Annotated in this window: 22 protein-coding genes; 11 read left to right on the plus strand and 11 right to left on the minus strand. The window is 56.4% G+C overall.

The window, feature by feature from the left end:
• The first annotated feature begins 353 nt into the window (after positions 1-353).
• The 4 genes from RB620_RS28260 to RB620_RS28275 all read left to right on the plus strand — a co-directional run bounded on the left by RB620_RS28260 (position 354) and on the right by RB620_RS28275 (position 5,428).
• Entirely contained in the window at positions 354-1,616 is a 1,263-nt protein-coding gene (locus tag RB620_RS28260) for an ATP-binding protein (RefSeq protein ID WP_308100266.1), read from the plus strand.
• 98 nt (positions 1,617-1,714) lie between these two features.
• Positions 1,715-2,821: a sugar ABC transporter substrate-binding protein gene (locus RB620_RS28265; protein ID WP_308100268.1), complete on the plus strand. Its 1,107-nt coding sequence runs from the start codon at positions 1,715-1,717 to the stop codon at positions 2,819-2,821.
• A gap of 127 nt (positions 2,822-2,948) precedes the next feature.
• The gene (locus RB620_RS28270; RefSeq protein ID WP_308100323.1) at positions 2,949-4,445 is read left to right on the plus strand and encodes a sugar ABC transporter ATP-binding protein; all 1,497 of its coding nucleotides are present in this window, start codon (positions 2,949-2,951) and stop codon (positions 4,443-4,445) included.
• On the plus strand, positions 4,442-5,428 hold the full coding sequence (locus tag RB620_RS28275) for an ABC transporter permease (protein WP_308100270.1): 987 nt from the start codon (positions 4,442-4,444) through the stop codon (positions 5,426-5,428). The genes RB620_RS28270 and RB620_RS28275 overlap by 4 nt, the downstream gene beginning before the upstream one ends.
• A 61-nt stretch (positions 5,429-5,489) precedes the next feature.
• Here the strand turns inward: RB620_RS28275 and hflX are convergent, their stop codons facing one another.
• Both hflX and RB620_RS28285 read right to left on the minus strand, forming a co-directional pair.
• Positions 5,490-6,773 (minus strand): GTPase HflX, encoded by a 1,284-nt coding sequence (gene hflX, locus RB620_RS28280; protein ID WP_308100325.1) that lies wholly within the window; start codon positions 6,771-6,773, stop codon positions 5,490-5,492.
• 410 nt (positions 6,774-7,183) lie between these two features.
• Positions 7,184-7,531: a winged helix-turn-helix transcriptional regulator gene (locus tag RB620_RS28285; protein ID WP_308100272.1), complete on the minus strand. Its 348-nt coding sequence runs from the start codon at positions 7,529-7,531 to the stop codon at positions 7,184-7,186.
• A 187-nt stretch (positions 7,532-7,718) separates the two neighbouring features.
• On the opposite strand from RB620_RS28285, the gene RB620_RS28290 reads away from it, so the two are divergent.
• On the plus strand, positions 7,719-8,114 hold the full coding sequence (locus tag RB620_RS28290; RefSeq protein WP_308100274.1) for a hypothetical protein: 396 nt from the start codon (positions 7,719-7,721) through the stop codon (positions 8,112-8,114).
• A 101-nt stretch (positions 8,115-8,215) separates the two neighbouring features.
• On the opposite strand, the gene RB620_RS28295 is transcribed toward RB620_RS28290, so the two are convergent.
• The gene (locus RB620_RS28295; protein ID WP_308100276.1) at positions 8,216-9,043 is read right to left on the minus strand and encodes a hypothetical protein; all 828 of its coding nucleotides are present in this window, start codon (positions 9,041-9,043) and stop codon (positions 8,216-8,218) included.
• 163 nt (positions 9,044-9,206) lie between these two features.
• On the minus strand, positions 9,207-10,022 hold the full coding sequence (locus RB620_RS28300; protein ID WP_308100278.1) for a helix-turn-helix domain-containing protein: 816 nt from the start codon (positions 10,020-10,022) through the stop codon (positions 9,207-9,209).
• Between the two features lie 111 nt (positions 10,023-10,133).
• On the opposite strand from RB620_RS28300, the gene RB620_RS28305 reads away from it, so the two are divergent.
• From RB620_RS28305 to RB620_RS28315, 3 genes are all read left to right on the plus strand, one after another.
• Positions 10,134-10,583 (plus strand): SRPBCC family protein, encoded by a 450-nt coding sequence (locus RB620_RS28305; protein WP_308100280.1) that lies wholly within the window; start codon positions 10,134-10,136, stop codon positions 10,581-10,583.
• Positions 10,584-10,650: 67 nt separating this feature from the next.
• The gene (locus RB620_RS28310; protein ID WP_308100282.1) at positions 10,651-11,448 is read left to right on the plus strand and encodes a Cof-type HAD-IIB family hydrolase; all 798 of its coding nucleotides are present in this window, start codon (positions 10,651-10,653) and stop codon (positions 11,446-11,448) included.
• 72 nt (positions 11,449-11,520) lie between these two features.
• On the plus strand, positions 11,521-12,282 hold the full coding sequence (locus RB620_RS28315) for a protein-glutamine gamma-glutamyltransferase (protein ID WP_308100284.1): 762 nt from the start codon (positions 11,521-11,523) through the stop codon (positions 12,280-12,282).
• A gap of 98 nt (positions 12,283-12,380) precedes the next feature.
• Here RB620_RS28315 and RB620_RS28320 read toward each other — a convergent pair whose 3' ends face one another.
• From RB620_RS28320 to RB620_RS28340, 5 genes are all read right to left on the minus strand, one after another.
• Positions 12,381-13,121 carry a peptidylprolyl isomerase gene (locus RB620_RS28320; protein ID WP_308100286.1) on the minus strand — a complete coding sequence of 247 codons (741 nt, stop codon included), beginning with the start codon at positions 13,119-13,121 and terminating at the stop codon, positions 12,381-12,383.
• Positions 13,122-13,215: 94 nt separating this feature from the next.
• Entirely contained in the window at positions 13,216-13,695 is a 480-nt protein-coding gene (locus RB620_RS28325; protein WP_308100288.1) for a MarR family winged helix-turn-helix transcriptional regulator, read from the minus strand.
• A gap of 101 nt (positions 13,696-13,796) precedes the next feature.
• Positions 13,797-14,876 (minus strand): 2,3-diaminopropionate biosynthesis protein SbnB, encoded by a 1,080-nt coding sequence (locus RB620_RS28330; protein WP_308100290.1) that lies wholly within the window; start codon positions 14,874-14,876, stop codon positions 13,797-13,799.
• 60 nt (positions 14,877-14,936) lie between these two features.
• Positions 14,937-15,890 (minus strand): 2,3-diaminopropionate biosynthesis protein SbnA, encoded by a 954-nt coding sequence (sbnA, locus tag RB620_RS28335; RefSeq protein ID WP_308100291.1) that lies wholly within the window; start codon positions 15,888-15,890, stop codon positions 14,937-14,939.
• A 243-nt stretch (positions 15,891-16,133) separates the two neighbouring features.
• Positions 16,134-17,393, minus strand: coding sequence for a phenylacetate--CoA ligase family protein (locus RB620_RS28340; RefSeq protein WP_308100293.1), 1,260 nt, complete (start codon positions 17,391-17,393; stop codon positions 16,134-16,136).
• A 186-nt stretch (positions 17,394-17,579) separates the two neighbouring features.
• On the opposite strand from RB620_RS28340, the gene RB620_RS28345 reads away from it, so the two are divergent.
• Positions 17,580-18,377, plus strand: coding sequence for a YheC/YheD family protein (locus RB620_RS28345; protein WP_308100295.1), 798 nt, complete (start codon positions 17,580-17,582; stop codon positions 18,375-18,377).
• 99 nt (positions 18,378-18,476) lie between these two features.
• Here the strand turns inward: RB620_RS28345 and RB620_RS28350 are convergent, their stop codons facing one another.
• Together RB620_RS28350 and ytxJ are read right to left on the minus strand one after the other, a co-directional pair.
• Entirely contained in the window at positions 18,477-19,724 is a 1,248-nt protein-coding gene (locus RB620_RS28350; RefSeq protein WP_308100297.1) for an S-layer homology domain-containing protein, read from the minus strand.
• A 268-nt stretch (positions 19,725-19,992) separates the two neighbouring features.
• Positions 19,993-20,331, minus strand: a complete 339-nt coding sequence (ytxJ, locus tag RB620_RS28355; RefSeq protein WP_308100298.1) for a bacillithiol system redox-active protein YtxJ — start codon at positions 20,329-20,331, stop codon at positions 19,993-19,995.
• 172 nt (positions 20,332-20,503) lie between these two features.
• On the opposite strand from ytxJ, the gene RB620_RS28360 reads away from it, so the two are divergent.
• Complete coding sequence (locus RB620_RS28360; RefSeq protein ID WP_308100299.1) at positions 20,504-21,076, plus strand: TetR/AcrR family transcriptional regulator; 573 nt, start codon at positions 20,504-20,506, stop codon at positions 21,074-21,076.
• Positions 21,077-21,216: 140 nt separating this feature from the next.
• Positions 21,217-23,283: a YhgE/Pip family protein gene (locus RB620_RS28365; RefSeq protein ID WP_308100301.1), complete on the plus strand. Its 2,067-nt coding sequence runs from the start codon at positions 21,217-21,219 to the stop codon at positions 23,281-23,283.
• The last annotated feature ends 105 nt before the right edge of the window (positions 23,284-23,388 follow it).

Below are 23,388 nucleotides of genomic sequence, written 5' to 3' on the forward strand. Positions count from 1 at the left end.
TTAGGATCATTCGTGCGAAGCATAAAAACACCGCGCTTTCTATGGAATGGTTTCTACCCTCATTATACCATATTAACGCGGTGATTTATTGAAGTTTTTGAATTTCTCAACAGCCTGACAGATTGCATCATTTATTAAACGCAGGTCCGCGAAACGTACCTGCAGCGCGGAACGCGCACCCGCCAGCGCCTACTGGCGTATCTTTTTTTGCATGGGAAAAACCTTGGAATCAACTTCCAATTGTTGGTCGAAAATGGAATTAAAAATTGATGAATCTACCATGGCTGAATATGCTATATTAGTCTCAACGACAAGAAAACGGAGATTAACGTTTAGTCGAAGGGGAGTCAACCATGCTGCTCTTTTTCAAAGAATTTTTATTTAACATTGTCATTATTTCGTCTCCGTTTGTCATGTACCCCTATTTGCATCGGTTCAGGGAAAAGGTTGCTTTGTATCGCGCGTTTCTGCTCCTGCTATGCTCAATGGCGATTATGGCGACGATGAGCTTCCCTGTCAATCTAAACGGGCTTAACTATGATTTCCGTTCCGTTCCGCTGGTCATCGGATCGTTGTACGGCGGATGGGCCGTGGCTCTGGTCTTGTACGGGACCGTCATCATCGGCAGGTATATAACCGGCATGCCCGAGGTACTGCTGTACGTTTTTGCGATTATGCCGACTTATGTCATCACGTGGTTCGCGATCAAATATTTCGAGGTTTCATCGTTGCTCGGCCGAATGATTATCGCCGTTCTGGCCTGCGCGCTAATCAAGCTGATTACGTTCACGTTATTCTTGGCAAGCTTGGACGAGCTTCAAAAGTTTGCGATCAAGCCGCTGGAGACGATCGTCACTTATTTGCTCCAAAGCCTGATCGTCGCGATCGGCGTCTATCTGATCGAATTTTTAAGAAGGTACAATCGCATCCAGGATGAAGTCGTGAAGACGGAGAAGATGAAGCTCGTCAGCGAGATCGCGGCGTCCGTCGCCCACGAGATTCGCAATCCGCTAACCGCTGTAAGGGGATTCATCCACCTGCTCGGCACGACGGAGCTTACGGCGGAGAAGAAGGAGCAGTACAAAGGTATCTGTTTTGCGGAGCTCGACCGCGCGGAGCATATTATTTCGGACTACTTGTCGCTCGCTAGAACCGACCCGGATCACGTCGAGGAGATCAATCTGAACGCGGAGCTCGGCTATATGTCCAACTTGCTGCTCAATTACGCGAATTTCAACAATATCCAGCTGAACGTTGCGTTCGACGAAGAGCGCAGGCTGGTCACGATGGGGGACAAACATAAGTTCAGGCAGGCGCTGCTCAATATCGGGAAAAACGCGATCGAAGCGATGCCGGACGGCGGCGAGCTTGCGCTGGCAAGCGAGAAGCAGGGGGACGCGGTCGTCATCCGGATCTCGGATACGGGAGTAGGCATGACGGCCGAGCAGGTCAAGCGTCTCGGCACGCCTTACTACTCCACGAAGGATAAGGGTACGGGGTTAGGCACGATGGTATCGTTTAATATCATTAAAAAAATGGGCGGCACGATTCACATACATAGCGAGCTAAACAAAGGGACGACATTTACGATTCGGTTCTCTAGCAATTCGACGTAAAATGACATTTTCGTAAAAACTATTGACGACTCTATTTAAATCCGATAGGATTACTTGTATTAAAGAGATTCTATTTGGATTTAGGGAGAGAAACGTTTATGAGAAACAAGAAGCTGCAAGCATTGTTGATCCTGCTGCTTGTCATTGTTGTCGCGGCAACGGGCTGCGGAGTGGATACAGGCAAGAAAGGCGGGTCCGTGCAGGACGTCGAGAGCGTTCCGGCCTCGCTGAAGGACAAAGGCGAAATCAATATTAAAGTCATCCGCAAAATCGGCGGGGACGATCACACGGCCCAATTTTTGGCCGGTGCGAAGCAAGAAGGCGAAGCGCTGGGCTTCAACGTGGACACGTTCTCCGCGGACGGCGACACGGCGAAGTTCCTGGATGCGATCGACCAAGCGGCCGAAGGTGACGTGGACGCGGTTATTTTGTCGCACGGCGACGATCCCGCAACCGTCGAAGCGGCGCAGAAGCTGAGAGACAAAGGCATCGAAGTTGTGGCATTCGACTCCACCGGCGATCTGTCAGCGGTTGAAGGCGTAACGCTGACGGCGCAGAAGGACGAAGCGCTTGCGCAGTATGCGCTCGACCAGCTGGTCCAAGAGCAAGGACCGGACGCGAACATCGTATACTTATGGGTAGACGGCTTCCCGCCGATGGTTCGCCGCAACGCGGTTTACGAAGAAGTGCTGGGGAACAATCCCGGCATCAAAGAAGTGGAACGGTTCGGCGTAGCGAACGAGAACACGTCCGTCGAAACACAGAACGCGGTGGCGGCGATGTTGTCCAAGTATCCGAAGGGCGAGCTGGACGCGATCTTCGCGACATGGGACGCGTTCGCGATCGGCGCGGCGCGCGCGCTGATCGAGGCGGGACGCACCGAAGTGAAGATTTACGGGATCGACGTATCGAACGCCGACCTGCAAGTGATGCAAGAGAAAGATAGCCCATGGGCGGCAACTGCGGCCGTCGATCCGAAGCTGATCGGCGCGGTGACGGTTCGTCTCGCGGCGAAGAAGCTTGCAGGCGAAGAGACGCCGGCTACGTACGATCTGGATGCGGCGCTTATTACGCAGGAGTCGCTGGGCAAGTCCGACAAAGCCGTCAACATGCAGACGCTGGCCGACATCATTCCGGGCTGGGGCACGTCGGATGCTTTCGAAGAAGCTTGGATGAAGGACCTCAAGGCGGCGAACGGCAAATAATCGGCTGATTCTATGATATACTCATAGCATTGAAATTCGGCGCTCTTATCCGTTGGATAAGGGCGCTCTATCCTGTTCGGAGAGGAAGGTGCGCCCCGTGGCGAATAAGCAAGCAGGCCGGCTGGAGATGAAGGGGATCTCGATCTCCTTCCCGGGCGTCAACGCGCTCTCGAACGTGGATTTTACCGCGGGCGCGGGCAGGGCGCATGCCTTGATCGGAGCGAATGGCGCCGGCAAATCCACGCTTATGAAGGTATTGTCCGGCGCGTACGACCATTATACGGGCGAGATTCGGATTGACGGAACGGGGGCAAATATTCGCAGCCCGAAGGACGCGAAGGATTACGGCATCCAGATCGTTTACCAGGAAGTCGATACGGCTCTCATCCCGAATCTGAGCGTCGGCGAGAATATTATGTTGGAGCAGACCGTACACGGCATGAAGGGCAAGCACTTGATTCGCTGGAAGGAGCTTCATGCCGCCGCCCAAGCGGTCATGGACCGGCTGAACGTAAGCATTCCGACCCGCAAGCTGGTGCAGGAGCTGACGCTCGCGGAGAAGCAGATGGTGCTGATCGCCCGTTCGGTTTCCATGCAGTGCCGTTATCTGGTACTGGACGAGCCTACGGCTCCGCTTAGCAGCAGCGAGACGGAAGGTCTGTTCCGGCTCATTCGACTGCTGAAGTCGGAAGGGGTAGGCATTATATTTATCTCTCACCGGCTTCCGGAGCTCTACGAGATTTGCGACGACATCACGATCATGCGCGACGGGAGGCTGGTCGTCCGCGACGAAATCGCGAACCTGTCCCAGGAGCAAGTGGTGGAGCATATGCTCGGCGCGAAGCTGGAAGGGCAGTTCCCGAGCCGGGTTCGGAATGTCGGGGAGGTGCTGTTCGAAGCGATCGGCATTCAAGATGAAGGCAAGGTGGAGGACGTATCGATCCAAGTACGCCGCGGCGAGATCGTCGGCATCGCCGGGCTGGTCGGCGCCGGCAAGACGGAGCTGTGCCGGGCGCTCTTCGGCGCTTCCGAGTCGGCTCGAGGGGAGCTGCGGCTTGGCGGAGAGAAGATCGCGATGAACGATCCGCATCAAGCGGTCCGGAACGGCCTTGCGCTCGTTCCGGAGGAGCGGCGCAGGGAAGGCGTATTCGTCGATGAATCGGTAGGCGTCAATCTGACGGCCACAAGCTTGTCGCGGTACGTTAGGAAAGGAATCGGCTCGTGGCTTAGCGCGTCGAGGGAGAAGGAAGCCGCGGAAGGTATTATTCGAAGTCTCGGCGTCAAAACGCCGAATGCGGCGGCCAAGGTGCGGAACCTGTCCGGCGGCAATCAACAGAAGATCGCGATCGGCAAGTGGCTGCTGATGGATGCGGAGGTCTATCTGTTCGACGAACCGACCAAAGGCGTGGACGTCGGCGCGAAACGAGACATTTACGAATTGGTGGCCGAGCTTGCGGCTAGAGGCAAGTGCATCCTGTACGCCTCGAGCGAGCTGTCCGAGATCATGGGCATCACCGACCGGATGTACGTCATGTACGACGGCGCGATCATGAAGGAGCTGCGGACAAGCGATACGAACGAAGAAGAAATCATGCTGTACAGCACGGGAGGTCAACGAACATGAACGCGGCGGGAACGAAGCGGGGGGCGGGCAGCGCCTTCGAGGTTCTTTATAAATACGGAACGTTAATCACGATCTTGCTGCTTATCGTGGTATTCGGGACGATGACGGACAACTTCTTGAACTATACAAACATCATAAATATTTTGCGTTCGATCTCGATCGTGACGATTATCGCGACGGGGCTCACGGTATCGCTCGCGGTAGGCGGCTTCGATCTGTCCGTCGGCTCGACGGCGTCGCTCGCGAACGCGCTTGTCATCTCGATTTTCGTGTGGCATGGCGGCCAGATCGGCGTCAGCTTGATCGTCACGATTATTTTCTGCCTGCTCGTCGGGCTCGTGAACGCGTTCCTGGTCATTAATTTCAAAATCCAAGACATGCTGATGACGCTGGCGACCATGTTCGTCTTCCAAGGGATTGCGCTGACGTACACGCGCGGCGCCACCGTCTCGGAGAACATGATTCTGCCGAGCGGCGATTATGCCACGGGCGAAATTCCGGCCGTATTCGGCCAGCTCGGCAAAGTACCATGGATCATTGTCGTCATGCTGCTTGTCGTCCTTGCGGTGCATCTGTTCTTGACGTACACGAAGCATGGACGTTACATGTACATGATCGGAGGCAATCCGGAAGCGGCGAAGCTGTCGGGTATCGCGGTCAGCAAGTACCGGCTGGCGGCTTATCTGATCTCGGCGCTGTTCGCGGGCATCGGCGGGATCATCCTCGGCGCGCGAGTTATGACCGCGGAAGTGAACTCCGGCGCTCCCTATCTCATGGATGCAGTAGCCGCCGCGTTCATCGGCTATTCCGTCCTCGGCGCGGGCAAGCCGAACGCGTTCGGCACATTCGTCGGCGCGGTGCTCATCGGTATCTTGTCCAACGGGCTCATCATGTTGTCCGTGCCGTATTACGCAATGGATATCGTGAAGGGTTCGGTGCTCGCGCTGGCTCTCGCGATTACGTATTATAAGCGGAAACATTAACGCCGCAAACCAAAAAACTCCGGAAGGTCCGCGTAGGACTTTTCGGAGTTTTCAGCTTTTATCAGCTCTCGGCTTCCATCTCGACAAAATCGTTTTTGAACCGTTCGTAGTCGGCGAGGCTGCATTCGATCATCATGCGGGTGCCTTCGGCCTCGTAGCTGGTCGACATAACATGGGCATGTTCGTTGAAGTAGGAGACGAGACGGCCTTGGTTGAACGGGATCAGAATATCTTTCTTGACGTAGTTCCCGAAAATATGGGCGCGAACGACTTCCACAAGCTCGGCTAATCCTTGGCCTTCCTTGACCGACATATAGACCGAATTGCCCGATTTGACGGGATACGGATGATCGGTCAGGTCGCATTTGTTATAGGCGTAGATTGTCGGAATGCCATCGGCGCCTAACTCGCCGAGCGTCTCGTTCGTGACGGCGACCAATTGCTCGTAATCTTCATGGGCGTAGTCGACGACATGAATGAGCAGGTCGGCTTCCGTTACTTCCTCCAGCGTGGACCGGAACGCCTTGATCAAGTGGTGGGGCAGCTGGCTGACGAAACCGACGGTATCCGTCAACAGGAACGACTTGTTGTCCGGCAGATCGATGCTGCGCACCGACGTTTCGAGCGTGGCGAACAGCATATCCTTCGCGAATACCTGCTTCGTCGTCTCGGGGTCGTACGTCTCGAGCATTGCGTTCATGAGGCTGGACTTGCCGGTATTCGTGTATCCGACCAAACAGACGACGGGCATCTCGTTTTTCTTGCGTTTCTTCCGCTGGATCTGGCGCGTGGCTACCAGCTTCTCAAGCTCGGCTTGCAAAGCGGTAATCCGCTCCTCGATTCTCCGGCGGTCCAGCTCCAGCTTCGTCTCGCCCGCGCCTCTGTTCTTCAGGCCGGAGCCTCCGCCTTGGCGTCCGAGCGATGCGCGAAGGCCGACGAGCCGCGGCAGCGAATATTGCAGTCGCGCCACTTCCACTTGCAGCTGAGCTTCCCGCGTTTTCGCCCGTTCGGCGAAGATGTCGAGAATGAGGATCGTGCGGTCGATGACCGTGCAATCGAGGTCGGACTCCAGATTGCGAATTTGGGATGGGGACAGCTCGTCGTTGAAGATGACCAGCTCGCATTCATGCGCCTCCATTAAGGCGCGCAGCTCCTGGATTTTGCCCGTTCCGATATAATGCGACGGGTTGATGCGGTCGGCCTTCTGGCTCAGCTCGTCGACCACGTCGATATAACAGGCATCCGATAAATTGCGAAGCTCCATCATGGCGTATTCGAAGTCGGATCCGTTCTTGAGCTGAACGCCGACGATAATGGCTTTCTGTCTTGCTTGTTGAGGTTCCATCATGGTTATATCATCCTCCGGAATAGTATTGGGGTACAAAAAAACACAGGCATGCCTGCCCGTGCCCGACGATATACAACCTGAGGAGATAGGAAGGGTTCGGTCCCTGCAGCCGGCGGCCGCACATGGGCGAATACATCCGGAATGGATGGATTTCCGTATCGGCATGCGGCAAGCTCGCGCCGAACCCATGAAGAACGTTTCTTCATGCACCGGCTGCTGCAGCGAAATAAAGCTTCATGTGGACAGACCTATCCTGAGTCCTCTGCGTACGGGCAGAGCTTAAGCGTCGTTTGCAATTAGCCGCGCAAAGACCTAACTCGGATGAAATCTATCACACGAAACCCTCCGTTCCTTGGAATGAGAACAGTGTAGCACAATCGCGAGGGGAGGATCAACCAACCGTTCCCTTATAAGCAACTATTGGGCTTCGCCGGTACTTCGTCCGGATGAATCCATTGCTCGGCCCAGTCGGTGATGTCGGCGAACAGCGGGGACAAGGCGCGGCCTTTGTCGGTCAACGAATATTCGATGCGAACGGGCATCTCCGGGTAGACAACGCGGCGAATCAACCCTTCGGCTTCAAGCTCCTTCAGACGATCGGACAACACTTTGCCGCTTAAATTCGGCAACCCTTGTTCGATGTCGGAGAAGCGCTTGGGACCAGGCAATAAAATATAAACGATAAGCGCGACCCAACGTTTGCTGAGCAGCTCGACCGCTTTCTCGAACCTGACGCACATTCGTTTCTGTTCCATGCGGACTCATCCTCTCTTTGGTCTTATTATAGTACCATAGACGTATACAGAAAAGGGGAATATTGCCCGCTGTCTTTGCTCCGAAAATAGGCGGAACGAAGGGGCGCCGACGAAACTTTTCCTTGACGGGAATCGTCTAATTCCATGAGGGGATGAACGAAAAACGATGATGAAGGAGTGTGCGTCCATGCGTCTACTTCCCGGGGACGGAAGCGCGAAATGGTGGGGGATTGCCGGTATTTCGGCCGTATTGCTAAGCGCGGCGCTAATCGCCGTTCGATTCGGATTCATCGGCCAGGCTTGGAGCGCGACGCATGCCTTGCGATTCGTCATGCTTGCCGTCGTCGCGTCCTTGGTCGTGAGTGTGGCGGGGTGGTTTGGCGCCAAGTGGATCTGGTTATGCTCGAACATCGGACTGTTTGCCGGTCTCGTGCTCATGGCGGCTTATGGCCGCGATCTGACGGGATGGGGCGACTTGGTCGGCTTCATCATGTTCATGATGACGTCCGCCGCCGGTTTCGTCGCGGGGGTTGTCATCGAAGGGATTGCCGCATTAATGAGGCGGCTCAATCGATCATCTTAAGCTAATATTGGTATAGGGCAGCGCTCGGCGGGCAAGGAAGACGCCGAGGCTGCCTTTTTGTGTTTAGTGCAGTATACGGCCGAGCGGCGCTCGACTGCCGTTCAATAGCTAAGCATTTTGGCTTCCGCTTTGGCGATCGTATCGGCGATTCGTCCTTCGTAGGCGTGGATGTTGACCTTCTGGATCAGAATTTGACGCTGGTAGTCGATCATGCGGGTGAAGGAGCCGGCCGTAGCGGTCGCGTCGCCGCCCCGCACCGCGCTGCCGAGCACCTTGGCTTCCGTCGCAAACAGCTTCTTATAAGTGCCGGCGGCGCTTTTGGCTGCTTTGATTTTTGCTACCGTCGCATCATTCGCGCCCAGCATGTCCCGGATTTGCTTCATCTTGGCGGTTGCCGCGGACTTCGCCTGCTTGATCTCGGCCTCCTTGGCAGCGAGCTTCTTCTTGGCCGCTTGCACGGCAGCCTTCGTCGCTTCGACCTGCATGTTCATGATGGCGGTAAGCTCCTTGTTCTTAAACGATTTGGCTAAGCTGAGCTGCGTCTTCTGGGTGTCGTAAAGCTCGAATAACGGTTCGTATTGTTTCTTCAGCGCGGCGGAAGCCTCCGCGAGCGACGTGATCTTTGCTGCATCGATTTCCCGAATCCGTTTCTGCAGCTTGCCTTCGTTCTCTTCGTTCTGGTAGCGAAGGGAGGCGATCTCGGCATCCCATCCGAGATCCTGCTGCTGCAGGGTCTGCAGCTCGGCATGCTGTTTCTTAAGCCCGGCGGCGACCGATGCCGGTGAGGCTTCGATCATTCGATCGAAGGCGGCTTTGGCGGTAACCGAAAATTCGAACGGCGCCGCGAAAGCGGCCGTCGTTACGGTCAGCGACAGCGCGATCGCAAGACCGGCCATCCCGACTCGCAACCAGTTGTAATCCATTCTCATGTGTAGAACCTCCTAAGGATCGGCCGGACAAGAACGAAAAAAAGCACCTGCAAGGGCAGACGCTTCACGTCTATCCTTGCGGGTGCTTCCCGCGTGTCCGAGCCATATTTTTCCTAACTATATCGCATTTGTCTTGATTAGGTCAACACCTGCGAATGATGCGCTACTTGGTTTGGCCGCTGACCCCGGAGTAATCTTCCGGCGTCTTGCCGATCATTGTTTTGAACGACTTGATGAAATGGGATTGATCGTAGAAGCCGAGCTCCGCGCCCAGCGCCGCCGGGCTGCCGCCATACCCCTTATCCAGCGTTTCCGCGGCGTTCTGCAGCCGGTAGAGCTGGATGACCCACTTCGGACTGACGCCGACGTACTTGCTGAAGAGCCGCTGCAATGTGCGGACGCCGATCCCGAAGGTCTTGCTGGTTTGTTCCACGCTTGAGACTTCCCGGTTCGCCTGAATGTAGTCAATGATCGCGTTCAGCAGCTCGACGGCAGGATCCGGTTCGGGCAGCCGTTCGATCAGCAGTCGCTCGGTTAGTTGGATCAGGCGCTCCGGAGGTTCGCCCGACCGAAGGGCGTCCGTTAATTCGACGCTTCCCGAACGGAAGGCTTCCTCGAAGGACAGGGATCCGTCCGTCAGCCTTGACATCGGCGTCGACACGTACGGATAGAAGCCGCCCGGCCGGAACTTGACGCCGTACGCGCGTCCTCGGCCGGACAGACGCTTCGTGTATTTGCGGCTGGGGACGCCGTAAACGGCGCTGCCGGAGCTTTCCGCGACAAGGTTGACGCAAGGGTTCGGAATGACGTCCTGGCAGAAAAGCTCATGATCCGGCAAATCCCAACTGACGATCCAGTGGTGTTTGACGAACTGCACTAGACGATCGTCGGGAGGAAAACGGTGCAGTTGGAATTTTTTTAACGCCTCGGGGGCTTGAAGGACGCCCATGCTGGCGGTTTGCAGCGGAGATGGTTTCATGCGGGAAACTCCTTTCGGCGGCTGTCGCGTTTTTACAATACATGGATGATGTTTCTCTATTATACTTTTGCTAGGCTAACCAAATCCAGATTATAGGAGCGTGTAATGAACATGGAACATAAATTCATTACTTATATCGGAGCGGATCAAGAGAAGGTTTGGAATACCCTCATTCAGCCGGAAGGAACGCGTTCGATCTTCTTCGGCAGCGTGTTTCAAACCGATCTTCTTCCGGGCAGCAAGTTCGCCTACATAGGCCCCGGCAACGACGGCGAGGAGACGGTGCATGTGTATGGGGAAATCATCGAGATCGATCCGGGACGCATGATGCAGGTTATCGAGCATCCGGGGCCGTCGTATTACGAGAATCATGCCGAGCTCACTTCCCGCATAACTTACACCCTCGAACCTGCAGGGGAATGCACGAAGTTGACGCTGGTCAACGACCGGTTCACGGAGAACCATCCGAGCTTCGAGCGATCCGAGGATTCCTGGGCGATCATCCTTAGCAATTTGAAGACTTTGTGCGAAACTGGCCGAACGTTAAACTTTGGCTGGTAGAGAAGGCTGGCGGTACGCTCTCCTATTCTTTATACTTAAAAGAAAAATAGGATGGGAGAAACGCATAATGAGCTACAAAATCGTGTTTTTTGATATCGACGGCACGCTGGTTAACGAGCAGAAGGAAATTCCCGAGGATACGGTGTCGGCGATTCGGGAGCTGAAGGAGCAGGGAGTGGAGCCCGTAATCGCGACAGGGAGGGCGCCTTATTTTATTAAGCCGCTCGCCGAGAAGCTCGGCATCGATTCCTTCGTATGTATGAACGGCGGGTACGTCGTCTATAAGGGTCAGCCGTTATATCGGCGGGAAATTGGCCGGGAAGAGCTGGGACGGCTGGTAGAGTTGGCCGCGCGGCACGGGCATGGCCTCGTATTCGAGGGCGAGCACGCCTTCTGCGCGGACCGCGAGAATCATCCGTTTATCGAAGAAGCCGTGCTCTCGCTGAAGGTGGATTTGCCGGGCTTCAATCCGGAATTTTGGCGGACGGACGACATTTTCCAAGTGTTCCTGCATTGCGAGAGCCATGACGAGCATCTGTACGAAGAGCTGAAGTCCGACTTCACGCTGATCCGTTGGCATCGCACGGCGATGGATGTGCTGCCAGCCGGCGGCTCCAAAGCGCAAGGCATTGCGGCGCTGCTGGAGAAGCTTGGGTTAACGGCTGCCGAAGCGGCTGCTTTCGGAGACGGTCTGAACGACAAGGAAATGCTCGAATACGTCGGCTTCGGCGTCGCCATGGGCAATTCCCATCCGGAGCTGCTGCCGTTCGCGAACTTCGTCACGACGCATGTGGACGAGAAGGGCATCCGTAACGGGCTTATCAAGGCGGGTCTGCTGCCGGCCGGCGAGGTTGCGGTAGGGTAATTCCGGGTCACCAATCCGGATGCGTACACGTACTATAACCTAATCCATCATACTGGTTTGGGGGAAACAATCGTGATCGTAATTTCGGACGGAAGCAACCCGGGCTCGATCCCGCCTCGGATGCTGACGACGCTGGAGCGGAAAACGTTGGTCAAGAAAATGAACAGTCCGATGATGTACAGCTATCCGTCGCTTGAGGCGCTTATCTTCGAGCTGAAGATGCGTTCGCATATCGTGGAAGCGGCCAAGGCGATGTACGCGAGCGGGGTCAGCTTTGCGACCTTCAGAACTTCGCGCTGCAACGAGCAGTATTGGACCCGTACGCCGGAGGGCGGGTTTTTATTGAAACCGGGTGTGGCGCCTTCCGTCGCGGTTAACGATATTTTCGCGAACGGCCACTTGTACGGCTTCGAATGCGCGGGCGCCATCATTATTATCTTGTACAAAGCCGTACTCGATACGATCGGCGAAGCGGCGTTCAATCGGCATTTCCGCAATTTGTACTTGATCAGTTGGGAGACGGATCGCGATCTTCAGTTGAAAGCGACGTATAATTTGAACGAGACGTATTATGGCGACACGATGTATTTCAAAAATCCCGATTATGACCGCTCGACGCCGGAGTGGCAAGGCGAGAACGCCGTCCTGCTCGACGACAACTTGTTCTTCGGCCACGGCATCGGCATCGGCTCCGCTGGGGATATGATCGAAAAGCTGAACCGGGCGAGAATGCCGGGAAGCATGACGTCCGCCTACTTGGATAATCTGATTCTGACGCCGAATTTCGAATTCGTGCGCCAGCTCACCTACCGCGAAGAGGCAGGGGTGCTGTAAGGCGGCTGGGCGTTTCGCGAACCTTCAGGCAACAAAACAGAGCTGCACAGATTACTGTGCAGCTCTGTTTTGTTGTGCCGGGTTTTCTCGAGCGAGCATTATTCCGCCACTTTCACCGGAGGGTCGAAGGTCATGCCTTTGATGTCGACCGTTACCTTTTTCATGGAAAGCGGGGTGAGCGGTTTGTCGTTCGAGTCGCGTTCCTGGGCAACGATCTCGTCCACCGTCTCGATGCCTTCGATAACTTTGCCGAATGCGGCGTACAGGTTGTCCAGGGAAGGGTAGTCCTCCGCCATGATAAAAAATTGCGAGCCGGCAGAGTCAGGCATCTGGGAGCGCGCCATGGAGATGACGCCGCGCGTATGCTTCAGCTTGTTGTCGAAGCCGTTCTCCTTGAACTCGCCTGCGATGGAATAGCCGGGCCCGCCCATTCCCGTTCCATCGGGGTCGCCGCCCTGGATCATGAAGCCCGGGATGACGCGATGGAAGATGAGGCCGTCGTAGTAACCCGACTGAGCGAGCGCGATAAAGTTGTTCACCGTATTCGGCGCTACCTCGGGGTACAGCTCGATCTTGATTAGCTTGCCGTTGCTCATCTCGATCGTAACTTCGGGATGTTTCTCGGGCCCGAGCAGCTCGGGTCCTTCCTCGGCAGGCGCTTCCGTAGCCGTGGCCGTTGGAGAAGGAGAAGGTTCGCTGGTAGCTTGTCCGCCTCCCGCGGAGCCTTGTTCGTTCGTCGTTTTGCCTTGGTTGACGCCGCAGCCGGCGGCAACGATCAGGAGAACGGCGAGCGCAAGCATAAGCAGAGAATGGCGATAGTGGCGTTTCGTGCGATTCATTTCGTCAATAAACCTCCTTCGCGAATGTCCAGTTTCCATATTAACACAGTCGGATCGGACTTTGCGAATGCGAAAGGGGAGGGTGTTCTCGGCGCTACGACTCGTCCGCGTCGATCCTGCGAGAGCAGCTCTTCATGCGATCGAGCAGCATGTTCATTTGTCCTAACAGCGCTGCGCCTTCCTCTGGGGTGGCGTTCAGCTGGCAGACGATCTGCCCTGGAATGTCGAGTGCCTTCTCGCGCAGCGCTTCGCCGGCCTCCGTCAGCGTGACAAGCACGCTTCGCTCGTCGTTCCGATCGCGGGCACGAATCACCAGGCCGGCGGATTCGAGTTTCTTGAGCAGCGGGGTGAGCGTGCCGGAGTCCAAGTACAGTCTGTTCCCGAGCTCGCTCACGGTGACGTTATCCTTCTCCCACAGCGCCAGCATGGTGACATACTGGGTGTACGTCAGGCCGAGATCCTGCAGCAACGGGCGATAAAGCTTCGTAATCTCGCGCGAGCAGGCGTAGATGGCGAAGCAAATTTGGTTATCGAGCTTCAAGCTTTCGATCGGATTCATATAGAGGTCCTCCATAACGGGAATTGCCGTTTTGCTTGCAATTAAATTGCGCTAAATTAAATATAGGCTTCCGTCATGGAGGTGTCAAGTGAACCGGGAACTACACCGGGAACTACTTAAGTCAGCCTAACTCCGACGCCTAATTCCTCGCCCTTGCGGAGGTACCACTCCGCGATCGCCACATCGAACGCGGCCATTCCCATCGGGCAGAATAGCAATGGTTCCCGCGAATCGAAGCGGGCGATGGCATCGCGGCACACGACATCCGCGAGCGTCGTTGCCTGCTCTGAGTTAAGGCCGGCTTCGCGGTGCAACAGCTCGATGTCGGTGTTCTCCCGGCATACTTCCGTCCAATCGTCGACGACGACGGAGCGGATGCCTTGGATCGCTTCCAATCCGTAATCCCGCAGCGAGACGTCCAGCAGCAAGCTGCCTGGCGCGGGGGGAGTGTGAATGTAACGTTTGTCGCTGACGGTGCACGTAATAATGACATTGCAGGCTTGATAAAGCTCCTGCCAGCTTCCGGCGACGCGAATCGGAACGGATCTCCGTCTCGGACATTCCCCTTGTGGTCTTGCGCTGCCATCCGCCTGCCCTTGTCCTTGCGCCGCCGTCGCGACGTCTCCCGCGGCGCCTGAATGACCACGGCTCCCATCTAGGCGGACGCCGCGGATATCATAGAGCATCATATAATCGATATGCTCGTCGAATAGGCTTAGGCACATCGCCTTATGCATCTGCCCGATCGGACCGAAGCCGATGATGCCGATCCGCAGACCTTCCTCGGCGCTGTCTCGGTCATTATCGAGAAGTCGCTGCTTCAGCCATTCGCGAAGCATCAGCCCGCTCACGGCAGCCGTCCGAGCGGCGCTCACCAGAGCGGAATTGACGATGGCCAGCGGCTCTCCCGTATCCGCGTCGTTCAGCACCGTGACGCTGTGCGCTCTTGGCAGACCCACGGCGTAATTGCCAGGGAAGCTCGCGATCCACTTGAGTCCCGCGGTTCCGACGCTGCCGCCGATATAGGCAGGCATCGCAATGATGCGGTTGCGGGGGTCCCGATAACGCAGATATGGTTTCAAAGGCTGCGCGTAATCCCCCGAATCCATGATGCGCACCGTCTGCTGGATTCGATCGACCAGTCCTCGCCAGGAATAACCGATCGCGCGAAGATGTTCCTCTCCTAAATAAAGCATCGCCTTTTTAGTTCCTCTCCGTTCTTGATTTCAGCTTATCCTCTTCCCGGCCATAAGCGGTCAAAGAGGTCCAAAAGCCGTCTCCATCCATTCGTCGTTAAACACCGTGTCCATATAGCGCTCGCCCCGATCGTGCAGGATGGCGGCGCATACGCTTCCGTCCGGCAGCTCGCCGATGATCGACTGAAGCGCGGCGATGACCGCGCCGGACGACGGGCCGGCCAAGATCGACTCCGCGGCGGCTAGCTCACGGCAGGCGATGGCCATCTCCCGGTCGGTGACGGAGATGGCCATATCCATGAATCGTTCCATCGCGAATGGAGGAACGATGCCGGCCCCGAGTCCGGGGAACTTGCGTGGACCTTTCTCGCCGCCGAAAATGACGCTGCCGACGGCATCGACGGCGACGACCTTCGTGGGCAGGCCGCTCGCGTGGATATAAGCGGAGCAGCCGAACATCGTGCCGCAGGTGCTGACGCCGCCGATCACGTAATCGACGCGGCCAAGCTCGCGGACGATCTCCGGCATCGTACCTTCGCTATGGGCGAGATAGTTATGCGGATTGCCGTATTGGTTGGGCCAGAAGCCGTCCGGCGTTAAGGCGAGCAGTTCCTGCACGCGCTGCAGGCGGGCGGGGAGAAATTCCCCCGTCGCCGGATCGGGATCGGCCACATAGGACACTTCGGCGCCGTACGCTTTCATGATCTCGATGTTCTGCTTCGCGGTTCGCGGGTCGATGACGCAGATGAATTTCAAGCCGAGCAGACGGCAGATCGCCGCCATGCTGATGGCCATGTTGCCGGAGCTGGACTCGACGACGACCGAGCCCGGGCCGATTCGTCCATCCTTCCATGCATGCTCCAATATGCGCAGGGCGGGGCGATCCTTGGCGCTGCCGCTCGGGTTCATCAGCTCCAGCTTGGCGTACGCCCGGATGCCGCGTTGCTCCGGGAACAATCTGGACAGGCGGACGAGCGGAGTTCCGCCGATCTGGTTCAACCAACTATCCCTCATGGACAGCAGCACCTTTCCTTAAGAGGTAGTTCAAAAAGCCCGCTTTTGATCACGGAGTATACCATACAGCGTATTCGACATCGAATCTTGAATTCAGCCGGAACTTCCGTTGCTCACGTAGCTTCCACTAAGCGTATGCTTCCGATGTCGTTTTCTTCGAAAACGTTGACCGCTACTCATTTCCTAGCTTCTTTCAATTTTCTCGGTGCTGAAAACCGGGCTTTTTGAACTTGATCATCCGCATTAAGGGTATATTTTTTTGGCTTTCACGGAGCCGCTAGGCAGCGGATGATGTTCATCGGCGAGGATGATGTCGATGCCCTGGAGCAGCCTGCCCCGAATCATCATGCCGATATCCGGGATGCGATGCTCCACCTCGTATCGAACGGCTTCCAGCTTCTCCGGATGGCGCGCGAGCTCGCCGCTTCGGATATGGAGCTTCAGGCGGTTGCCGCTGACCGCGACGCGAACGGCCGCATCCCTCAGATGGCGGTGAACGGCTTCCTCTATATCGTAAAGGCTTATTTTCTCTCCGTGTTTCAATTCGGGGCCGATTCGCTTGACGATGCAGGAGAACGTGCCGCGAGGGACGCCGTCGATCTCGACCACTTCGAAATTCCGGACAACATCGTATGTTACGAATCGAATGACGGGAAATAACAGACGGTCAAAAGAAGTGAGCGCCAGCACGTGCTCGCCGTCCGCAAGAGGTTCATAACCATCGCCGATCGCGGCGACGGGCAGCGCTTCTCCGTGAACGCCATCGGCAAGTACGTAACGGCCGATCGCATGCGAATAGGCGGCAATCGCGCCCACCTCGATCGACCCGTACGTGTCTAGCAAGTGCTGCGGCGCGAGTCCAAGCCTGTCGGCCATGTTGGCTTGCCATTCCTTGGAAGCCATCTCGCCGACGAGAATGATCCTCTTCAGGCCTAGCGGTTCATTCGCGGGCCAAGCATCCGCGATCGCTTCCAATAAGGAGGGCATCGTATAGAGCAGATCCGGCCGGAAGCTCGCCAGCTTCGCGACATGGTCTTCGACTGGGGAGGAGAACGGGATCGCTTCTCCTTCCAGTCCCATGCGAGTGAAGATTCGAAGCGCGGTGCCGGCGGCATGGCCGGTTCCTAGGTCAGCTAATGCCCGCTTGACGGGCAGAGGCCCTGGAACGTCTCCTCCCGCTTGCAGCCAACGCTCGAAGCTGGCTAGTTTGGCCGCTATATAACGCGCATCGTCTTCAGGGGAATAGTAGATCGCTTTCCGTATGCCGGTGGAGGTGCCGGATGTGCGATACACGGATAGGCCCGGTTCGGTGCGCGGAGGCTGGGCGTAGTAGTGTTCCTCGAGCAGCTCGGCAGTCAGCAGAGGCAGGTCGCGGAGCGTCGAAGAACCGGCATGGTCAGACCCATTCATCCCGGAATTCTCGGATAACAGCCGGCCGTACCAAGGGTGAATTCGTGCAATGGCTTGCGCATGCTCGGAGAGCTTTCCCGGGTCGATGGACATGTCGATTAGCCCCCTTTGTTGGACGTTTAGACTTCCTCTTAAAGCATATGTGCCCGCAGGCCGAAGGTTCGGTTATGACGACAGCGGCCTAAGGCGCGTCCGCTAACGGCGCCGTATAGTAATAGCAGTAGGAGATTAGCAGAGACAACCGTCTAGGAGAGACAATAGAGGAGGCTTTGCAGAAGAGTGAAATCAGGCAAAAAAAGGAGAACCCGCATCTCCGACAAATGGGCGAAAACGAATGTGCTGATAAGGGACAAGGGCCTGCGCGGGTATGTGCCCCTCACAAAAAAACTAAGCAAATCCGCGATATCGTCCATGCTGGGCAAATATGGGATGGTATACGTGAAACCGGTGCACGGCTCGCTCGGCAAAGGGGTCATGAAGACAGAGAGGGAAGCGGGCGGCAAGTATGCCTATCAAGTAGGCGGCAAACGGAGAAGTTTCGGTAGTTTCAACGCTTTTTACGGGGCGATTAAGAGAGAAGCCGGGGGCAAGCGGTATCTCGTGCAGAAGGGCATTCATCTGCTAAAGTACGAGGGCAGGGCATTCGACCTCCGTGTCGTCGTGCAGAAGTCGCCTCGCGGCGGCTACGAAGCAACGGGTACGGTCGCTCGCGTCGCGTATCCGGGCAAGATCGTAACGAACGGAAGCCAGGGAGGCACGATTCTGCAGGTGGACCAAGTGTTGCAGCCCCATGCCCATTACGACCAGCGGGCGGCACTCATCTCTCATGTGGAGCGAATCGGTATCCAGACGATCAAAAGGTTGAAGAGAAGGTATCCGAGCTTGGTGGAGATTGGACTCGACGTTGCGATCGACGGCAATCTGAAGCCATGGATACTCGAAGTGAACACGACGCCGGACCATTGCCCGTTCGCGATTCTGCAGGACCAGACGATGATTAATCGGATCATCCACTATGGCAAGCATTACGGCGTTACGTATAAGCTGAAATGCAACAAAGCCAGAAGGGTGCTGTGAGGCTTGGCGGCATGCCGAGATTGTTCCCAAAAAAAATAATGAGCATCATCCAAAGGTGATTAACCTAAGGGTGATGCTCTTCTTGTTTGCCTAGGGTGATCACTTTTTGGCGGCGATCGTAAAGATGACCGTCTTCGTTTCGTTGTCGATAAGAATATTGACCGCATCGCTTCCGATCAAGCTGTACGTATTCGTAATAGCCTGACCCTTCGCTACTTTGTCGCAGACCGCGCCGAACAGCTCTTTGAAGGCGATGGCGTTATAGCCGAACAAGCCGTTCGCGAATTGCTCCACGACTTCGAGGTTGCGGGCGAGCGAGCCTTCTCTCAGTCGAATCGTGATGCCGTAAGTATTGTAGCCGGGATCCAGCCAAATCGCGGCCTCTTCCTGGAGCGCCGAAGCGCCGGAAGGGCGGTTCTGCACTTGCTCTTTCTCCGTTTGATCCTTGAACAGCCTGAGCGTCGTCCCCAATAGATCGTGGTTCGAGCCGCGGAGCTGGCCGATCGCGCCAAGCGATTCGTACGCGTCCCACATCCGCTTGTCGGGGAAAACGACGATCTTGTTCCCGCCGCCTTGGGTCGGTACGACACGCTCCAGGTTGTCCGGGGAGACGGCGATTTTGATGCGGGATTCTTTATTCGTAAGGCGGTTTAGAATGACCAGCGCTTGCGCGCGAGTGACCTTGTCGCCGACGCCGAAAAATCCGTTCGGATAACCTTCCATGATGCCTTTCACGAGCGATTCGGCGATGAAACGCTGTTCCCGCTCGGAGGCGCTCGTAATATCGCCATACGCTTGAGCCATTTTCTGCCCGAACTGTCCATCCTCTAAAAATTCGGTTTCCTGGAGCGTATAATATACGATTTCGGCGACGTTCTCCCTGGTCATGTCCGCTTGAAAATCGGCATAGCGGCTTTTGTTCAGGAAATGAAGATCGCTGGCGATATTGATAAACTCCTTCGCCCAATAGCCTACCGTGCTAGGTTGAAAGCTGAAGTAGCGATAGTCCTGCTTCAGGATGGCCTGGTTCTCCGGACTCAGCGCATTCAGGAAATCCGTGTTCCATGTGCGGGATCCGTTCTGATGAAGCTCCGAATACGACAAGATGAGCATCTTGACGAATTGGTCCACTTTTACCGGCTCCTCTGGTCGGAAAGTCCCGTCGGGGTAACCCTCGAGAATGCCTCTTGCGACCAGCTCCTGGATCGTGCTTCTGGCCCAATGGTCGTTAATATCGTTGAACGTAACGGCTGAGGCCGCCGCTGTCACCCGTTCGTATGCGGAAGCAGGCGCCAGGGTCGCCAGTATGAATGTTAGTCCGATCCATAATGAGGTAATCCGTTTCATGAGAGTAAAGTCCTCCTAAATCGATATATTCCGACATTATTTAGCTAACCATATCCATTCGTTATTTAGAATGGGCTGATTGATGCAACCTTGCTCCTCGAACGGCCCTGGAACGGCTGAATCTTTCAGCATGGAAAATAGAGGAAGGTAGTTCGCTCCGCCTGATCGGATCGGCATGGGCAGAGGGGTTCGGAGTATGGCAAAAAGACCGCCTCGTGAGCATAAACTCACAGGCGGTCCCGGCTAAGCGGCCTAGCTGTCCGGAGGACTAGTCCAGAACGGCGCCAATATGCGCTTTCGTCACGGACCAGTGCGAAGCGGTCCATACTTTGGCTTGTTTTTCTACGAAAATGATTTGCGGAGACTCGTGTTTCACGCCAGTGTCTTCCGCAATCTGGTTCGAGACGGGACGAGATTCGATCACCTTCACGAGCAGGTAATCGACATCGCTTCTCGGATTGCCCTGCAGATAGTTGTTGAACTCCTCGTAAGCGTTGGCGCTGACCGGGCAGGTCGTGCTGTGCTTGAATACGACGAGAGGGCGGGAATCGGATTGCTCGAAGGCTTGCGTCCATTGTTCGTTGGTCGTGATTTCTTGGTATGTCATCGCGAATCGCTCCTTATGGGTAAGATGGAATAGGGCTTAACATGTCATATGCCTGCCATTATTATACCGTTCTTGCGCGAACAAATCATCTATGTTAAGATGAACCCATTGAACGATTGACCGAAATTTGAATTTGGTCATTTAGTCAGAGATTATTCCGGAGGTGCTGTGTTTGGCAATGGATCGCAAGCAACTGATCGTGGATGCGGCAACCAAATCGTTTTCATTGTTCGGCTATAAGGCGACAACCATGGACGGCGTCGCGAAGATCGCAAACGTCGGCAAAGGCACGATTTATACCTTCTTCGTGAACAAAGAGGAATTGTTCCAAGACATCATGAACCGGCTCCTTGGCGAAATGAAACAAGTCGCGGAGACTGCCATCGACCCGGATCGGCCGTTCTTCGATAATTTGAATGCCGCGCTGGAGCGGGTGCTGGATTTCCGAGAGGAGCACGAGCTGGCGCTCAAGCTATCCCAGGAAGTGCGGGAGATCGGCACGCCGATGGCCGTCGAGGCGCTGAATCAGATCGAACGCGCGGTTGTCGGCTACATTGCCGACTGGGTTCGCATTTCGGTGGAGAAGGGCGAGATCAAGCCATGCGAGCCGGAGATGGCCGCGTTCGTCATGTTGAAGCTGTATATGGCGCTCACCGTCGATTGGAAAAAGACGCATGAGCCCCTTGGCAAGGAGAAGGTGGCGGAGCATCTGCGGTTTTTTTTGGAGAAGGGGCTGGCGAAATAAACGCAGGAAAATGGATCACAACGAAAGGCAGGTTCCGCAGGTTGGCGGGTTGCCTTTTTTTGCGGGATGAATTGACCGAATGATTATTTTGGTCAGTCGGTATTATAATTATGGAAGAGACAGAGAAGGAGTGGGAGAACATGAAAGTGAAAATGGCAGGCCTGAGGCAATTCGGCGCCGAGCTGGAAGCGATCGCGCGCAACAAAAAAGTGCTGATCCCGGTTATCGGCGTATTGACGATTCCTTTAATGTACACGGCGATGTTCTTGGGGGCGTTCTGGGATCCGTACGGCAAGCTGGAAGAGCTGCCGGTCGCGGTCGTCAATTCGGACGAAGGCACCGTGTTCGAAGGGAAAACGATGCATATCGGTCTGGATTTCACGGAAGAACTAAAGGATAACAAGAAATTCGATTGGGCTTTCGTCAGCAAGGATGAAGCGCTGCAAGGGATGAAAGACAAAACATATTATATGGCCATCGAAATTCCGGCGGACTTCTCCGAGCGGACGACGACGCTCACTTCCGAGCATCCGAATCCGGCCAAGCTGGTCTATCTCCGCAACGACAGCACGAACTTTCTGGCGGGGCAGATCGGCAATTCGGCGGTAGAGACCATGAAGAGCTCGTTGAACAAAGAAGTGACGGAAGCGTACACGCGCACCGTATTCGAGCAACTGGAGGAAGCGGCGGACGGAATCGCGGCGGCAAGCGAAGGCGCGGGCCGAATCGCCGATGGCACAAGCGAGGCGAAAACAGGCTCCGAGCTGCTGGCGCAAAACTTGGGCAAGCTCGTGACCGGGACGGCCGGCTTTCAGGACGGCGTCGCGAAGCTGAATGACGCCGGCAAGCAACTGTACGGCGGCAGCAAGGAGCTCGCGACCGGCGCCGAAGAGCTTGCCGGCGGCATCGGACAGTTGGCGGAGGCAGGCGGCAAGCTGGCGGGCGGAGCAGGGGACGCGAAGGCGGGAGCCGGGAAGTTGGCGGATGGCCTTGCGGCCTCTTCCGCGGGCACGGATAAGCTGAATGCCGGTGCCGCGGGGTTGGCCGAAGGTCTCGAAGGCTGGGCGAAGCAGCATCCGGAGCTGGCCGAGGATGCCGATTATCAAGCGCTGCTGGCGGCAAGCAAGCAGCTTGCGGCAGGCGCGGAGCAGTCGGCCGCCGGACAGAAGGAGCTGAAGGCGGGCGCCGATGGGCTGGAGCAAGGTTTTAACGGCTTGGCCGCCGGCGCCGAGACGCTGCAAGAGAAGCTGGGCGAGGCGGGAGCGGGAGCTCGCGAGCTGGCAGGCGGAGCTGACCAGTTGGAGGATGGCGCAGGCCAGCTCGCCGCGGGGCTATCGAAGCTGAACGGATCAGTAGGCGACTTGTCGTCCGGAACGAAGCAGCTGGAGAACGGAGCGTCGGAGATGGCGTCGGGGCTGACCGAGCTGGAAGACGGCACGCAGGAGCTGTCGTCGAAGCTGAGCGACGCTTCCTCGCAGACATCCGACTTGTCGATGTCGGAAGAGAAGGTGAGCATGTTCGCCGAGCCGATCCAGCTCGACGTGGAACGAATGACCGACGTGCCGAACTACGGCACGGGGCTTGCGCCTTATTTCTTGTCGCTGGGGCTGTACGTCGGCGCGCTTCTCATTACGATCGTTTATTCCGTTCGCGAGCCCGCGATCAAGCCGCAAAGCGGTTGGAGCTGGTTCTGGAGCAAAGCGCTGACGCTGATGGTCATCGGCGCCGCGCAGGCGCTGATCGTCGATTCGGTGCTGCTGTTCGCGCTGAAGCTCGAGGTGCAGAATATGTCCGGCTTCATTCTGTTCTCGATCGCGACGAGCATCACTTATATGATGATCATTCAGTTCCTGGTCGCGACGATGGGCAATCCGGGACGGTTTATCGTCATCATGATTCTGATCCTGCAGCTTACGACCTCGTCCGGTACGTATCCGGTCGAGCTCATTCCGGACTGGCTGCAGGCCGTTGCGCCTTGGCTGCCGATGACGTATTCCGTCGCGGGTTTCCGCGACGTCATCTCGAGCGGAGACGTCGGCCGCATGTGGGGCGATGCCGGCGTGCTGGCGATCTTCGCGGGAGCGTTCGCGCTGCTCAGCTTCGCGTTCTTCACGCTCCTTCGCCGGCGCGGTGAAGGCGGGGACGGCGGAGAACGCGGCGCGGCGCTCGATTCCCGCGAAGCGGGCGGGGAGCCGACGCTTGCGTAATCAGGAAGCAATCGCATAGAAGCAGAGGGGGCGCCGCGTTAAATCGCGGGGTCCCTTTTTTGCATTGCTGGTAACGACAAAATCGGCCCTGCGAGCCCCTCTCCG

Source organism: Paenibacillus sp. LHD-117, from assembly GCF_030929555.1.
Classification (GTDB): Bacteria; Bacillota; Bacilli; order Paenibacillales; family Paenibacillaceae; genus Pristimantibacillus.

Excerpts from the sequence above, each read along its gene's own strand:
- RB620_RS28285 (WP_308100272.1), bottom strand. The coding sequence starts at position 7,531 with ATGGAACAGAAACGAATGTGCGTCAGGTTCGAGAAAGCGGTCGAGCTG.
- RB620_RS28270 (WP_308100323.1), top strand. The coding sequence starts at position 2,949 with ATGAAGGGGATCTCGATCTCCTTCCCGGGCGTCAACGCGCTCTCGAAC.
- ytxJ (WP_308100298.1), bottom strand. The coding sequence starts at position 20,331 with ATGACATACCAAGAAATCACGACCAACGAACAATGGACGCAAGCCTTC.
- RB620_RS28340 (WP_308100293.1), bottom strand. The coding sequence starts at position 17,393 with ATGTCCATCGACCCGGGAAAGCTCTCCGAGCATGCGCAAGCCATTGCA.
- RB620_RS28295 (WP_308100276.1), bottom strand. The coding sequence starts at position 9,043 with ATGAGAATGGATTACAACTGGTTGCGAGTCGGGATGGCCGGTCTTGCG.
- RB620_RS28310 (WP_308100282.1), top strand. The coding sequence starts at position 10,651 with ATGAGCTACAAAATCGTGTTTTTTGATATCGACGGCACGCTGGTTAAC.
- RB620_RS28365 (WP_308100301.1), top strand. The coding sequence starts at position 21,217 with ATGAAAGTGAAAATGGCAGGCCTGAGGCAATTCGGCGCCGAGCTGGAA.
- RB620_RS28330 (WP_308100290.1), bottom strand. The coding sequence starts at position 14,876 with ATGCTTTATTTAGGAGAGGAACATCTTCGCGCGATCGGTTATTCCTGG.
- RB620_RS28320 (WP_308100286.1), bottom strand. The coding sequence starts at position 13,121 with ATGAATCGCACGAAACGCCACTATCGCCATTCTCTGCTTATGCTTGCG.
- RB620_RS28265 (WP_308100268.1), top strand. The coding sequence starts at position 1,715 with ATGAGAAACAAGAAGCTGCAAGCATTGTTGATCCTGCTGCTTGTCATT.
- RB620_RS28275 (WP_308100270.1), top strand. The coding sequence starts at position 4,442 with ATGAACGCGGCGGGAACGAAGCGGGGGGCGGGCAGCGCCTTCGAGGTT.
- RB620_RS28305 (WP_308100280.1), top strand. The coding sequence starts at position 10,134 with ATGGAACATAAATTCATTACTTATATCGGAGCGGATCAAGAGAAGGTT.
- RB620_RS28290 (WP_308100274.1), top strand. The coding sequence starts at position 7,719 with ATGCGTCTACTTCCCGGGGACGGAAGCGCGAAATGGTGGGGGATTGCC.
- RB620_RS28350 (WP_308100297.1), bottom strand. The coding sequence starts at position 19,724 with ATGAAACGGATTACCTCATTATGGATCGGACTAACATTCATACTGGCG.
- sbnA (WP_308100291.1), bottom strand. The coding sequence starts at position 15,890 with ATGAGGGATAGTTGGTTGAACCAGATCGGCGGAACTCCGCTCGTCCGC.
- RB620_RS28300 (WP_308100278.1), bottom strand. The coding sequence starts at position 10,022 with ATGAAACCATCTCCGCTGCAAACCGCCAGCATGGGCGTCCTTCAAGCC.
- RB620_RS28260 (WP_308100266.1), top strand. The coding sequence starts at position 354 with ATGCTGCTCTTTTTCAAAGAATTTTTATTTAACATTGTCATTATTTCG.
- hflX (WP_308100325.1), bottom strand. The coding sequence starts at position 6,773 with ATGGAACCTCAACAAGCAAGACAGAAAGCCATTATCGTCGGCGTTCAG.
- RB620_RS28325 (WP_308100288.1), bottom strand. The coding sequence starts at position 13,695 with ATGGAGGACCTCTATATGAATCCGATCGAAAGCTTGAAGCTCGATAAC.